This is a genomic window from Yunchengibacter salinarum, from assembly GCF_037658235.1.
GTDB classification, from domain to species: domain Bacteria; phylum Pseudomonadota; class Alphaproteobacteria; order Sphingomonadales; family Kordiimonadaceae; genus Yunchengibacter; species Yunchengibacter salinarum.
The window spans coordinates 60,581-73,784 of record NZ_JBBJLN010000004.1 but is presented as its reverse complement, the minus strand read 5'-3'; the positions used below and the strand labels follow the sequence as shown (position 1 = coordinate 73,784).

At 63.8% G+C, this 13,204-nt stretch carries 12 protein-coding genes and 1 tRNA gene; 2 read left to right on the top strand and 11 right to left on the bottom strand.

The window, feature by feature from the left end; all coding sequences use genetic code 11:
- The first annotated feature begins 144 nt into the window (after positions 1-144).
- Entirely contained in the window at positions 145-1,308 is a 1,164-nt protein-coding gene (rnd, locus tag WGH93_RS05325) for a ribonuclease D (protein WP_374763830.1), read from the top strand.
- A 17-nt stretch (positions 1,309-1,325) separates the two neighbouring features.
- Here rnd and WGH93_RS05320 read toward each other — a convergent pair whose 3' ends face one another.
- From WGH93_RS05320 to WGH93_RS05270, 11 genes are all read right to left on the bottom strand, one after another.
- Positions 1,326-2,639: a hypothetical protein gene (locus tag WGH93_RS05320; protein ID WP_374763829.1), complete on the bottom strand. Its 1,314-nt coding sequence runs from the start codon at positions 2,637-2,639 to the stop codon at positions 1,326-1,328.
- A gap of 44 nt (positions 2,640-2,683) precedes the next feature.
- Positions 2,684-3,667, bottom strand: coding sequence for a methylmalonyl Co-A mutase-associated GTPase MeaB (gene meaB / locus WGH93_RS05315; protein WP_374763828.1), 984 nt, complete (start codon positions 3,665-3,667; stop codon positions 2,684-2,686).
- The gene (gene scpA / locus WGH93_RS05310; RefSeq protein WP_374763827.1) at positions 3,664-5,817 is read right to left on the bottom strand and encodes a methylmalonyl-CoA mutase; all 2,154 of its coding nucleotides are present in this window, start codon (positions 5,815-5,817) and stop codon (positions 3,664-3,666) included. Before scpA ends, meaB begins: the two co-directional genes overlap by 4 nt.
- Complete coding sequence (locus tag WGH93_RS05305) at positions 5,814-7,712, bottom strand: methylmalonyl-CoA mutase family protein (RefSeq protein WP_374763826.1); 1,899 nt, start codon at positions 7,710-7,712, stop codon at positions 5,814-5,816. The genes scpA and WGH93_RS05305 overlap by 4 nt, the downstream gene beginning before the upstream one ends.
- Before the next feature lie 38 nt (positions 7,713-7,750).
- Positions 7,751-8,569, bottom strand: coding sequence for a sulfite exporter TauE/SafE family protein (locus WGH93_RS05300; RefSeq protein WP_374763825.1), 819 nt, complete (start codon positions 8,567-8,569; stop codon positions 7,751-7,753).
- Positions 8,570-8,804: 235 nt separating this feature from the next.
- Positions 8,805-8,881 (bottom strand) — tRNA-Pro (locus WGH93_RS05295).
- Between the two features lie 108 nt (positions 8,882-8,989).
- Positions 8,990-9,529: a MerR family transcriptional regulator gene (locus WGH93_RS05290; RefSeq protein ID WP_374763824.1), complete on the bottom strand. Its 540-nt coding sequence runs from the start codon at positions 9,527-9,529 to the stop codon at positions 8,990-8,992.
- A gap of 74 nt (positions 9,530-9,603) precedes the next feature.
- A complete protein-coding gene (locus WGH93_RS05285; protein ID WP_374763823.1) occupies positions 9,604-9,900 on the bottom strand; it encodes an integration host factor subunit alpha in 297 nt (98 codons plus the stop codon).
- Positions 9,901-10,093: 193 nt separating this feature from the next.
- Positions 10,094-11,149 (bottom strand): phosphate acyltransferase PlsX, encoded by a 1,056-nt coding sequence (gene plsX, locus WGH93_RS05280; RefSeq protein WP_374763822.1) that lies wholly within the window; start codon positions 11,147-11,149, stop codon positions 10,094-10,096.
- Between the two features lie 125 nt (positions 11,150-11,274).
- Entirely contained in the window at positions 11,275-11,883 is a 609-nt protein-coding gene (locus WGH93_RS05275; protein WP_374763821.1) for a YceD family protein, read from the bottom strand.
- Complete coding sequence (locus tag WGH93_RS05270) at positions 11,880-12,488, bottom strand: ubiquinol-cytochrome C chaperone family protein (protein ID WP_374763820.1); 609 nt, start codon at positions 12,486-12,488, stop codon at positions 11,880-11,882. The genes WGH93_RS05275 and WGH93_RS05270 overlap by 4 nt, the downstream gene beginning before the upstream one ends.
- A gap of 177 nt (positions 12,489-12,665) precedes the next feature.
- Between WGH93_RS05270 and WGH93_RS05265 the strand changes: the two genes are divergently transcribed.
- Complete coding sequence (locus WGH93_RS05265; protein ID WP_374763819.1) at positions 12,666-13,184, top strand: outer membrane protein assembly factor BamE; 519 nt, start codon at positions 12,666-12,668, stop codon at positions 13,182-13,184.
- The last annotated feature ends 20 nt before the right edge of the window (positions 13,185-13,204 follow it).

The window sequence follows — 13,204 nt, the reverse complement described above, 5'->3', positions numbered from 1 at the left end:
CAAGACCACCCCGCGCGGCCAAGCCATGTTGAAGCGGCCCATGTGTCGCCAAAGGGGTGACGCGGCGCCTCGCCCCATGTATGGATGAAGGGTCGGTGCCGTTAGGCCCGAATGGTTAACAGGATTGCTTCAGCCGGAACACATATGCACGCCATTACCGATACCCAGGAACTGGAAGACCTCTGCAAGCGCCTCGCAAAGGCGGATTTTGTCACCGTGGACACGGAGTTCATGCGCGAACGCACTTATTATGCGCAGCTCTGCCTGATCCAGCTTGCCGACGAAGATGGCGCATTTGCGGTGGATACCCTGGCGGAGGGGCTGGATCTTGCCCCCTTCTGGCACCTGATGAATGAAGAGCCGGTGCTGAAGGTGCTTCATGCCAGCCGCCAGGATCTGGAAATCTTCTATCAGATGTCGGGCCGCCTGCCCCATCCGGTGTTCGATACCCAGGTGGCGGCCATGGTGTGCGGATTTGGCGACTCAGCGGGCTATGAAATGCTGGTCAAGCAGATCACCGGCCATGCGCTGGACAAATCCGCCCGTTTTACGGACTGGTCCCGCCGTCCCCTGAGCGACAAGCAACTCACCTATGCATTGGGGGACGTGACCTATCTGCGAGAAATATACCGCCATCTGGCCGAGCGGCTGGATCGGCGCAACCGCACGCACTGGGTAAAGGAGGAAATGCAGATCCTGCTGGACCCGGAAACCTATCGCATGGCGCCGGAAGATGCCTGGAAACGGATCAAGGTACGCCCCGGAAAGCCGCGTTTCATGGCCCTTGTTCACGCCCTCGCCGCCTGGCGGGAGCGGGAGGCCCAACGCCGCGACATGCCCCGCAACCGCATCGCCCGTGACGACACCCTTCTTGAGATGGCCGCCAATCCGCCAAAAAATGCGGAGGCGCTGGACCATGTGCGCGGCCTGCCCAAGGGCTTTGCCAAGTCCCAGTCGGGAAAGGCATTGCTGGAGGCCATCGAACAGACCATGGCCCTGCCGGAAAGCGACCTGCCCCCGGCGGAACCCCGCAAACCCCGGCTGCACGTGCCGCCAATGGCGGATTTGCTGAAGGTGCTGCTGAAAGAAAAATGCAAGCAGGCGGAAGTGGCGCCAAAGCTGGTCGCCAGCGCCCGTGAAGTGGAGGAATGGGCCGCTCAGCCGGAGCGGGCGGACCTGAAAGCGCTGCATGGCTGGCGGCGGGAGATTTTCGGCGAAGACGCCCTGAGGCTCATATCCGGCGATGTGGCGCTCAAGGTGGACGGCGCCAAGATTCGCGTTGTCTCCCCCGGCGACCCGGTGGACTGATACCGGCGGGGATGCGCTCAATCCTGCCGGGCGATGGCGAATCCCTTTTCATGGGGCACGATGGTCCAGCCCGGCTTCAGGCTAAGCGTCCACTGATCATTGTTCAGCACCAGCGCACCGGATTCATCCGTCACGGCCTCGGCATAGACATAGGGCGGGCGCGGCCCCATCAGGGCGCCGTTTTCGGTCTCGAACCGGCCCCAGTCATTGCTGATGGACAGCACTTCATACACCCGGCCATGCTGACCCAGGGATGTGACCGTGCGCGGGTCCATGGAAAAGCCATTGGCTTCCATCACCAGAACCGGCCCGTCCACGAAGCGGTCCCGATAGCGTTGCTGCCGAGCCTGAATACGGCTGGCCCGCTGCCGTTCCTCGGCCTTGACGGTCGCCCCGTCCAGCGCGGCCAATCCCTGCTGGCGCGCCGCGTCATCGGCAAACGGGGCCTGTGCGCCAATGCGGCGGGCATAATGATCCGCCAACCCGTCTTCCCCGGTCAGACTCCGGCGCCAGTCCGGCCCGGTCTGGTCCAGAAGCCAGCCCCAGGCAGGCGCGGTGAAATAGGCGAAATTGCGGGTGAAACTGCTATGGCCCTCAATCCCCGTGGGGCGGTGCGCGGCATATTCCCGAAATGCGGACGGGCTCCGCGCCAATCGGTTGCCGCTATATTCGGCCAACCCTTCGAACAGGGTCAGATACCGCTCCGACTGGCGGGCCACCGGGCGCCCGCCCAAGCGGTCATGGCGGAAGGCCAGCGCCAGTCGGGCGAAGTGGCGGCGGGTTTCCAGGTCTTCCGCCGACACGGCCTTTTCCAGCGCACGCGCTTCCAGCCGCAGGGAAACCCGGCCTGATTCACTGTCCAGATGTTCGCTGCGCACATCTTCCCCCACCCGGAAATGCATCACGCCCTGGGTGCGGTGGTAGTTCTCATGCAGCACAAGGGCCACCCTGCCCGGTTCGCTGCGGGCCTGCACCGGCCATGTCAGCGTGGCATACTGCACGCCGTTCCAATAGCGGGTGCTGTTGGACAGGCGCATGTTATCCGGCCATTGCACATCTTCCAGGCCATCTTCGGTGATCGGCTGGATGGCGGTGAGGTCCGCCTTCAAGGCGCGCCGGGTTTCCGGGTCGATCAGCAAGGTGGGGCCGCAGAACTGCAACCCCCACAGGGCGCCATCATCCGCAAGGCAGGTCTGTCGGGCCTGTTCCAGCAGGCGGGCGGCTTTTGCCCGGTCCACCGGGTGGGGCGTTTCGGCCAGAAGGGGCGGGGAGAAAAAAACGGCGATCAGCGACAGGCTGGCGAAGGCGGCGCGGAACAGGCGCGCGTGCATGGCGGGTATCCCTTCTTGCTTGGCGTGACCGGGCGATAGCCGGATCAGGACGGGTCGAACAGCCGCACCAAGCGTTCCACGGCGGCCGATGCGGTGATGGAACCGTCCAGCACGGCGGCCTCGGTGTCAACGCGCGCGGCCTTCACATCCGGGTGATCGTTGAACAGCGCCATCACCCGATCGCTCAAAAGGGCGCGCATCCAGTCCAGCCGCTGCTTTCGGCGCCGGGCTTCTCGCTCGCCGCTGTCGGTCATGATCTTCCGGTGCTCCGCCACCTTTTGCCAGAGGCTGTCCAGCCCCTCCCCCGTCAGGGCGGAAACGGGCACCACCGGCGGATGCCAGTTGGGGCTGTCGTCACTCAATATATGAAGCGCCGCCTTGTATTCCCTGAGCGCGTCCCTCAACTTGTCGGGAAACAGGTCGGCCTTGTTGACGGCGATCATGTCGGCCAGTTCCAGAACGCCTTTCTTGATGCCCTGAAGCTCATCCCCGGCCCCCGGCAGCATCAGCACCAGGAAAAAATCCACCATGTCCGCCACCATGGTCTCGCTCTGACCCGTGCCCACCGTCTCCACGAATACCGTATCGAATCCCGCGGCTTCCACGATCACCATGGCTTCCCGCGTGGCGCGGGCCACGCCGCCCAGCACCCCGGCACTGGGGCTGGGGCGGATGAATGCATCGTCATGGGCGGCGAGCCGTTCCATGCGGGTCTTGTCGCCAAGGATGGAGCCGCCCGTGCGGCCACTGGACGGGTCCACCGCCAGCACGGCCAGCCGGTGGCCCTGCTCCACCAGCATCATGCCCAGATTATCGATGAAGGTGGACTTGCCCACCCCCGGCACGCCGGTAATGCCCACCCGCTGGGCCTCGCCCGCATGGGGCAGCAGTTTTTCCAGCAGAGCCTGTGCGGCCTCCCGGTGGCGGGGGCTGGTGCTTTCCACCAGTGTCATGGCGCGGCCAATGGCGGCACGGTGCCCGGCCAGCACCCCGTCCGCCAGTTTTTCCGGGGTCACATCCGGGCTCATGCCACGTCGCTATAGCCAAGGGCGGTGTTGAGTCGGGCGATCAGCCGCACCGCCGCGTCGGGAATCACCGTGCCGGGCGGAAAGATTTCGGCGGCTCCCGCCTGCTTGAGCGCCTCGAAATCCTGCGGCGGAATCACGCCACCTGCGGCGATCAGAATGTCGTCCCGGCCAAGTTCCTTCAAAGCATCGCGCAGGGCGGGCACAAGGGTCAGGTGCCCGGCGGCGAGCGAACTGGCGCCGATTACATGCACATCATTTTCAACCGCCTGGCGCGCGGCTTCCTCCGGGGTCTGGAACAGGGGGCCGATGTCCACATCGAACCCCAGATCGGCAAAAGCTGAGGCGATCACCTTCTGGCCCCGGTCATGGCCATCCTGCCCCATCTTGGCGATCAGGATGCGGGGGCGGCGGCCATCCTGCCGGGCAAAAGCATCCACCGCCTTGCGCGCCCGTTCGATCGCGGCGCTATCGCTGCCGGCTTCCTGCCTGTAAACCCCTGTCACGGCTTTTACCTCCGCCTTGTGGCGCCCGAACACCTTTTCCAGCGCGGCGGAGATTTCCCCCACGGTTGCCTTGGCCCGCGCGGCCTCCACACTCAGCGCCAGAAGATTACCCTCGCCCCGATCCGCGGCCTCGGTCAAGGCATCCAGCGCGCGGGTCACGGCCTGCCCGTCCCGCTGTGCGCGCAAGCGCTCCAGCTTTTCCAGTTGGGCGGATCGCACGCGGCTGTTGTCCACCCTGAGCACATCCACCGAGTCGGTCTCGTCCGGCCTGAACAGGTTCACGCCGACCACGCTCTGACGGCCACTGTCGATCCGCGCCTGGGTGCGGGCGGCGGCTTCCTCGATGCGCAGCTTGGGAATGCCCGCCTCGATGGCGCGGGTCATGCCGCCCTCGGCCTCCACCTCGTCGATATGGGCCATGGCGCGGGCCGCCAGATCGGCGGTGAGGCGCTCCACATAATAGCTGCCCGCAAAGGGATCGATCAGGCGGGTGTTACCGCTTTCGGACTGGATCACCAATTGGGTGTTCCGGGCGATGCGGGCGGAAAAATCCGTCGGCAGGGCCAGCGCTTCGTCAAAAGCGTTGGTGTGCAGGCTCTGCGTGTGGCCGAAGGTGGCGGCCAGCGCTTCGATCGTCGTGCGGGTCACATTATTGTAAACATCCGTGGCGGTCAGCGACCAGCCGGATGTCTGGCTGTGCGTGCGCAGGGACAGGGATTTTTCGTTTGATGGGTTGAAACGCCGCACCAACCTGGCCCAGAGCGCGCGGGCCGCCCGCATCTTGGCGATTTCCATGGTCATGTTCATGCCGATGGCCCAGAAAAAGCTGAGCCGGGGAGCGAACCGGTCCACATCCAGCCCGGCATCCAGCCCGGCGCGGATATAGTCCACCCCGTCCGCCAGTGTATAGGCCAGTTCCAGGTCCGCCGTGGCGCCTGCTTCCTGCATGTGATAGCCGGAAATGGAGATGCTGTTGAATTTCGGCATGTTTTCAGACGTATAGGCGAAAATGTCCGAAATGATCCGCATACTCGGCTTGGGCGGATAGATATAGGTGTTGCGGACCATGAACTCCTTCAGAATGTCGTTCTGAATGGTGCCGCTCAATTTTTCGGGCGAGACCCCCTGCTCTTCCGCCGCCACGATATAAAGCGCCATGATCGGCAGAACGGCGCCGTTCATGGTCATGGATACGCTCATCCGGTCCAGCGGAATGCCGTCAAACAGGGTGCGCATGTCCAGAATGCTGTCGATCGCCACACCCGCCATGCCCACATCGCCGGTCACGCGGGGATGATCGCTGTCATAGCCCCGGTGTGTGGCCAGATCGAAAGCGATGGACAGGCCCTTCTGCCCCGCCGCCAGATTGCGACGGTAAAAGGCATTGCTTTCCTCGGCGGTGGAAAAGCCGGCATATTGGCGCACGGTCCACGGGCGCCGGGTGTACATGGTGCTGTAGGGCCCGCGCAGGAAAGGCGCCTTGCCCGGAATGGTGGCCAGATGGTCCAGCCCGTCCAGATCCTGCGGGCCATAGGCCGCCTTGATGGTCACGCCCTCCGGCGTTTCCATGCCCGCGCCGTCATCAGGGTGCTTTTCCCCGGCTGCGGCCTGAAAGGGCACGGTGGTAAAGTCCGGTATCCGGCTCATGTCTCGCTCTCCCCGTCCCGGATGGTCTTACCCCCGTTTCGCCCGGCCTCAAGGCTTGAAAGCAGGGCATCCAGCACTGTGACCAGATCACAGCCCGCATGGATGAAATCGGTCGCGCCTGCATCCCTGATGGCGGTAATCTCCGGCCCGGCCAGAACCACCCTGCGCGCGCCCGCCTGCTTCAGCGCAGCGGCCATATTGGCACCCGATTTCTCATATTGGGCATCGTCACCGGCAATTACGGCCAGGTCCGCCCCGCTTTCGCCAAAGGCTTTTGCCGCCTCCGACGGGGTGTCGAATCCATCCGTATCCAGAACACGAAATCCGCCAGCGGCCAACGCATTGCGGGCAAATCCGGCCCGTGCCGTGTGGCGCTTCAGCGGCCCCATGGCGGCGAGAAAGACGTGTGGCGGCGTTTCCATGCCATCGGCCCGATCCCGCAGGGCCTCGAATACGGCACTGTCCCGGCGTGACACCAGCCGAGGAACGGAAACGGTCAGGTTCGGGGGGGCAGCCACCGGCGCCAGCGGGGCGCCCGTACCTTCGGGCAGTGTTTCTTCCACCAGGGGATAATCCGATACGCCGATGATCGCCGTGCGGCGATGGCGAATATCCGAGTCCCGCTCGGCGCGATCCTCAGCCGTGGCGGCGTTCAGCCCCCCATCCATGATCCAGGCGGCCAGACCGCCCGCACTTTCAATGGCCTGAAACCGTTGCCAGGCCGCCTCCGCCAAGTCCGTCGTAAGTGTTTCAAAGGCATAGGCGCCGGCCACCGGGTCCGACACCGCATTCAGGTGCGATTCTTCCTGCGCGATCACCTGAACATTGCGCGATATCCGCCGTGCAAGCGGGCCCGGCGCGCCCAGCGGACTGTCAAAGGGCGGGATCATCATGTGGCGCGCGCCCCCAAGCGCCCCGGCCACGCCCGAAAGGGTCTGCCGCACGATGTTCACCCAGGGGTCCCGGCTTGTGAGCATGGCCATGCTTGCCACCGCGCCGACCGGGGCCGGGCCATCCAGCGGAGCGCCCGACGCCGCCGCCACATGGTGCCAGAGCCGATGTGCCGCCCTGAGCTTTGCGATACCGGTGGCCATGTCCGTATCCAGCGCCAGGCTGAAGGCGATGGCCCCGACGGCCTGTTTCAGCGGCACACCCGCGGCTTCCAGCCCGCGCAGATAGGCCACGCCCGCACCCAGCATCACGGCCAGTTCCAGAACCGGGCCGCCACCTGCCAGCCGCACCGGGTCCAGCATCACATGAAAAGGCCGCAGGTGCGGGAAACGACTCAGCCCGTCCGCGCCGAGATAGGCATGGTCCGCAACCATGCTGTTCAAATCGGTGGGTGCGCCGCCCATGCGGGCCGCGATCAGAAGGGGGTCCAGCCCCAGCGAGCCGGTTACGGCATCGCCGTCCAGACCGCGGGATTCCATCCAGGCCAGCGCGTCTTCCGCCGCCCTGTCCCCGGCTACCCCGGCATCAAGCCAAAGCGCCGCCATATCCAGATGCACGCCCTTGAGCGCCCGGCTCATCCCGTTCAGCGGCACGCCACCCTGAACGCCGTCATCCAGCCGCAGCACGAGCCCGGTGGCGCCCCGTTCCAGCCCATCAAGCGCCATTTCATTGGCCGTGGCGCCATCAGCCGCCGAGACCGGTTCAAGAATATGCCACCCGTGCGGCATGGCGGGCTGCGGCTCGATACGGGCGTTTTCCGCCATATAAAGCGGCTGAACCGGTATGCCGCCCACCAGCCGGGTGACAAGGGTGTCGTCCACGCCGCGTCCATTGAGGGTGGATTCCGCCAGCGCCCGCCAGTCCGCCAGGTTGGCCGCGTCAAACCCCTCGGCCAGACTTTCCGCCGATCGGGTATGTCGGGATGTCTTGGTCGCCTCTGCCATGGTTCCCCCTCAATGGCGGCGGTGCCGCCCCCGCGCAATCAGTGCACGGCCACTAAAAGCCGCACGGTGGCGGCGATCAGAAACAGTCCGAAAACAACACTCAGAACAGCACGCGGCAGGGCATGGGCGGCGCGCGCCCCGATGGGCGCCATCAATGCCGCCGCCGCCGCCACAACCAGCGCCGCCGGCCAGTTGACGAAACCGATCTGGCCATCGGGAAGCCCGGCCACATCCAGACCGCCCAGCAGATAGCCCCCGCCCCCGGCAACACTGATCACCAGGCCAAGCAGAGACGCGGTGCCCACGGCGCGATGAATGGGCACATCATAAAGGGTCATATAGGGTACGGACAAGCTGCCGCCACCAATACCCATGACACTTGAGAAGAATCCGATAACCCACGGGGCCGCATATCCTTTGGCACCTTTTGGCAGCCCGGTTCCCAGGCGCCAGTGCTGAATTGGCAGCACCATTTTCAGGGCCAGAAGGCCGGAAAGGGTCGCAAAGACATAAACCAGTTCCGCCGTCTTGAGATGCTTGGCCGCGACCGACCCCAGGATCGCGCCGATCGCCACCAGCCACCACCAGCGGCGGACAATGCCCCAATCCACCCCCTGTCGGCTGTGATGGGCGCGCACGCTGGACAGATTGGTGGCAATGATGATGGCAAGGGACGTGGCGATGGCCACATGCATCCGCCATTCAAGGGGCACACCCAGGGGGTCCAGCGCCAGAAACAGGGCCGGAATGGTCACCACACCCCCGCCAATGCCAAGCAATCCCGCCAGAAATCCGGCCAGAACCCCCGCGCCCAGAAGGGCGGCCACAACGGGCCATAGCTCGCTTCCCAGGTCCATGCACCCCCCTTGCCGGTGTTATGGGCCGGTTCGATCCGGCGGATCGTCGGCTCCTGCGTGGTTCCGTGTCTAGCCGCCCCTGATCAAGGGCGCAAGGATCGCACCGTCCCAAAGGCCGTCATGCTTACCGGGACGATGAGAAATCAGGGCCGAAAGGCGCGCAAACCGCGCTTCCGGCAAGGGCGCAACATGAAAAAACCGCCGGTGGCCATCAGGCACACCGGCGGTTTCCCTTTGGTCGGGGAGACAGGATTCGAACCTGCGACCCCTAAGCCCCCAGCTTAGTGCTCTACCAGGCTGAGCTACCCCCCGATCATCAAGGTGGGCGGACTATATCGCCGGGTTTTCCAGTGTGCAACGGCCTTTTTGGCGAAATTTTCACAGCCCCGGAAAAGGCAAAAAAGCGGGCCTGCGCCCCCCCTAATCCAGCCTTGCCCGCAGCTTTTTCAGTTGATCGAGCACGCCGCGCAGCTCGCTTTCCGCCTTGTTCGGCAGGCTTGTCGGCGCCGGGGAAGGCCGCGCGGTCGATGCCACGGACGTGTGGGGAGTGGTTGCGGACTCAAGCGGCGGCGCGGGCTTTTCCCCTTCCGGCGCCGGGTCCTGCGCCTTTTGAAGCGGCGTTTGGCCGCTCAGCGCCTGTTCCACCGTCACACGGCTGCCCTGCTCCTTGAACAGTTTCTGCACACCGCGAATGGTATAGCCTTCTGTATGAAGAAGAAGCTTGATGGCTTTCAGCAGCTCGATGTCCGACGGTCGATAATAGCGCCGGTTGCCGCCGCGCTTCAAAGGCTTGAGTTGTGTGAACTTGGTTTCCCAGAAGCGCAACACATGCTGCGGCAGGTCCAGATCTTCCGCCACTTCCGAAATGGTGCGATAGGCGTCCTGCGCCTTGCCGCGGCGCCGGGCCTCGGCCTGCTGGTCTGCTTGCTGGTCGTCGTGTTCCGGCGTCTGATCCGTCATGAGCCTGATCCCGCACCTGTCCCCATAGGGGGCATTTAGTCAGCTTTTGGCAGGATTGGCAAGAAATCAGTTGCTTACCGCACTTTGTTGATGCGGTCTTTCATCACCTGACTGGGCCGGAAAACCAGCACGCGCCGGGGGTTGATGGGTACTTCTTCCCCGGTTTTGGGGTTGCGCCCCATGCGGCCATTCTTCTGGCGCACCAGAAAACTGCCAAAGGAGGAAATCTTCACATTCTCCCCACCCACAAGTGTGGAGGAAAGCTCTTCCAACACCGCTTCCACCAGATCAGCGGATTCATTGCGCGACAGCCCCACGGTTTCATAGACCGATTCCGTCAGGTCGGCGCGCGTCAAGGTCTTGTCGCTCATGTCCCGTTCCCCTCTTGTGCCGACGGTTTCGCATCATCTATCGTGATCAGCGATGTCCCCGCCGGGCACGCCACAACCAACACCATGAAAACGCTAGCGAAAGCGCGCGCTCAAGTCAATTCACTTGGCAGAATTTCCCAAGCTTCCAGAGGCACTTAACAGACAACAAATAAAACGACTTCAAAAAACCGGCTCAAGCCCCGCCGTTTTCATCGTTTTCCGGCGCATCTTCCACAATGGCGGTCAACTCGTCCCCCACCAGAGAAATAAGATTATTGCGCGCCATTTCGCGTGCCGTGGATACGGCGGAAGCAATCCCATGCACATTTGCGCCGCCATGGCTTTTCACCACAAGGCCGTTGAGTCCCATAAAGACGCCGCCATTATGGTTGTTGGGGTCCAGATGATCCCGCAGCGATTGAAGCCCCGGACGGGCCAGCGCATAGCCCAGCTTCGTCATAAGGGAAGACCGGAACGCTTGCTCCAGCAGAGTGCCGATGAAACGGGCCGTGCCTTCGGTGGTCTTCAGGGCCACATTGCCGGTAAAGCCGTCCGTAACGATCACGTCCACCCGACCGGAGGAAATGTCCGTTCCCTCCACAAAACCCTGGAAATTGATGTTCAGGTGGTTTGAATGGCGCAGAATCTGTCCGGCTTCCCGGATGGCTTCCTTGCCCTTTAGCTCTTCCACGCCCACATTCAGCAGCCCGACGCTGGGCGTGCTGAGCCCCAGCACGGTGCGCACATAGGCGGCCCCCATTACAGCGAACTGGGCCAGATTATGGGCGTCGCACTCCAGATTGGCGCCTAGGTCCAGCATCACGCTTTCCCCCCGCAATGTGGGGATGGGAGAGATCAGGGCGGGCCGATCAATGCCCTGCTGGGTGCGCAGGATGAACTTGGCCAGTGCCATCAGCGCACCGGTATTCCCGGCGGACACCGCAACGTCGGCCTCCCCCGACTTGACCGCCTGAATGGCGCGCCCCATGGACGAATCCCGCCCTCGGCGCAACGCCTGAGACGGTTTGTCGTCCGCGCTGATCTGTGTTTCGGTTACATGGACCGTGCTGCATCCCTCAAGCGCGGGGTGGTCGGCCAGCGCTGTATTCACGCTGTCGTCCCCGTAGATCAGGAAGGTGATGTCGGGATACAGGGATCTGGCTTGCGCCAACCCGGCCAACACGGTATCCGGCCCGTGATCGCCTCCCATGGCGTCCACGGCAATCGTGATGCTCTTGCCCACAGGCATACCCAATTATTTTGTTCTCAAACAGGCAATCACCACCCTTACGGACGATGACGCCACTGCCCCTACTCTGAGCGACCATAACGCATTCCCGAGCCACTTCAAGCGTCAGCCGCCCTTACCCCGGTTCATTTGCCGTCGTCATTGCCTGTAAGGCCAAGGCCCGACAGCGCTTCAAAGGGATTTTTGCGCGCCGGGGTTTCCTCCGCAACAGGAGCGTCGAATGTCACCTTTTTCGGCGGATTGGCCACCGCCAGTTGGCTCAATGGCGCGTCGGATTTGCGGGGAAACGGGTCCATCACGAGGGCGAGGGTCTGGGCGACAACCTCCCCCACGGGCAGAACATCCCCTTCCAGGGCTTCATATTCCGGGGCGTCAGGATCCATCAGCATGTCTTCCTCGTCCATCCGGGCGGCTTCCTTTGGCGTGACAAGCCAAAGCTGGAACGGACTGTCGATGGACTCCGGCACCGGCTCAAGGCTGACACCGCAGCGCTGCGTGATGGTGGCCCGCACCTGCCCCCGGATTTCCACCCCGTCGGCGATGGACGGGGCCAGCCGCATGACCGAAACATCCGCCGAAAGGGCCGCCACATCGATCAGCGACAGGCGCTCGGCCAGATTCAGGCGTTCCGCCTCCCGGGCCTCCAGATGATAGGTGCGCGCCTCCCGCTCCGCCGCCTGTAACGGTAGGGTGAAGGAGAGCGAATATACGCGATCGTCGCCTTTTCGTGTCATTGGGAAGGGTCTCCGCTACCGGTGTCAGGAAAGGAATCGGCGGGCGGAAAAGCGGCCTGAAGCGCCCCTGGCCGGGCGGTCAGGTCCGCCAGCGGCATCTGATCCAGGGCAGTCGCGGCCATCGCCATATAATGGGCGATCGGCTCCGCGCCGGGGGCGTTATCGCCACGATACAGGTTCCGCTCCAGCGCCGCCGCAAGTGGCCCGGTTCCCGCGTCAAGCGCTTCGGAATATGCCTGAAGGCGGCCGAACCAGGCCTCCCCCATCGCCTGAACCTGCTTGCCGATGCTCATGTCGCCAACACCCATTTCGCGCAAGCTGCGGTCCATGTCCGTGACGAAAGCCTCCTGCACGTGGCGCGTGAGCCGCTGCGCGTGTCGCCCGGCGCGCCGCTGATCCCCTGACGCACCGCCTTCCCGCCCAAGACGGCGCACCATCAGCGCCAGATGTATCAGGATCATGTCGAATCGGCCATCCAGTGTATCGGGAACCTGAAAGCGGTCATGGAATACCGGTTGTCGCGCGGCGGACACCAGTTCCGTATAAAGCCCGAATGCCTGGCGCCTTGCCAGAAAACGGTTCCTGATCGCCTTGATGGGGGGCATTGTCCTGCCTGTCTTGTGATATGGTGCCTGATCATCGCCCGCTCATGAGACGATATCGAGGGCGATATTGGGCGGCATGTAGCACGCCCCCTTGCGCAGGACAACGGGTCCGGGTTATGTAATCGGGTGATTTTGCGCTTGAGCGCGACCCTTATGCCAGAAACGGGACAGCCACCAATGACCACCACACCCCATTTTGCCGCCGCCATGAAACCGCTGTTGCTTGCGGGCTGCGCGGCGCTCGTGCTTGGCGCCTGTTCCGATCGGCGCATGAGCCGCGGCTACATCTTCGACGAGGAACTGGCCGGCGCTATTCAGCCGGGCGTGGATAATGAGCGTTCGGTTCAGTCCACGCTGGGCACCCCCACCCTGAAAAGCGCCTATCGGGAGGGCGTGTGGTATTATGTCTCCACCAAGGTGCGGACCCGGCCCGTCTTCTTCCCCGATGCCAAGGAACACCGGGTCATGGCCGTTCGGTTCGCCGATAATGGCACCGTGGCCAATGTGAACAATTACGATCTGGCGGATATGAAGCATGTGGAGCCGGTGGGCGGCAAAACCCCCACACGGGGCCGCGAAATGGGCTTCTTCCAGCAGATTTTCATGAATTTCGGGCGTTTCTCCGGTCAGGCGCCGGTTGGCTCCGCCGGGGGTGGCCCCAATGGCAGCCGCCTGCCCGGCCCGAACGGCAGTTAAACCACGCCTGGGGTGCAGCC

Bases quoted from the DNA above. Each gene is read 5' to 3' on its own strand.
- meaB (WP_374763828.1), bottom strand. From the start codon at position 3,667: ATGAGCCCGGATGTGACCCCGGAAAAACTGGCGGACGGGGTGCTGGCC.
- WGH93_RS05305 (WP_374763826.1), bottom strand. From the start codon at position 7,712: ATGGCAGAGGCGACCAAGACATCCCGACATACCCGATCGGCGGAAAGT.
- scpA (WP_374763827.1), bottom strand. From the start codon at position 5,817: ATGAGCCGGATACCGGACTTTACCACCGTGCCCTTTCAGGCCGCAGCC.
- plsX (WP_374763822.1), bottom strand. From the start codon at position 11,149: ATGCCTGTGGGCAAGAGCATCACGATTGCCGTGGACGCCATGGGAGGC.
- WGH93_RS05265 (WP_374763819.1), top strand. From the start codon at position 12,666: ATGACCACCACACCCCATTTTGCCGCCGCCATGAAACCGCTGTTGCTT.
- WGH93_RS05320 (WP_374763829.1), bottom strand. From the start codon at position 2,639: ATGCACGCGCGCCTGTTCCGCGCCGCCTTCGCCAGCCTGTCGCTGATC.
- WGH93_RS05270 (WP_374763820.1), bottom strand. From the start codon at position 12,488: ATGCCCCCCATCAAGGCGATCAGGAACCGTTTTCTGGCAAGGCGCCAG.
- rnd (WP_374763830.1), top strand. From the start codon at position 145: ATGCACGCCATTACCGATACCCAGGAACTGGAAGACCTCTGCAAGCGC.
- WGH93_RS05275 (WP_374763821.1), bottom strand. From the start codon at position 11,883: ATGACACGAAAAGGCGACGATCGCGTATATTCGCTCTCCTTCACCCTA.
- WGH93_RS05285 (WP_374763823.1), bottom strand. From the start codon at position 9,900: ATGAGCGACAAGACCTTGACGCGCGCCGACCTGACGGAATCGGTCTAT.
- WGH93_RS05300 (WP_374763825.1), bottom strand. From the start codon at position 8,569: ATGGACCTGGGAAGCGAGCTATGGCCCGTTGTGGCCGCCCTTCTGGGC.
- WGH93_RS05290 (WP_374763824.1), bottom strand. From the start codon at position 9,529: ATGACGGATCAGACGCCGGAACACGACGACCAGCAAGCAGACCAGCAG.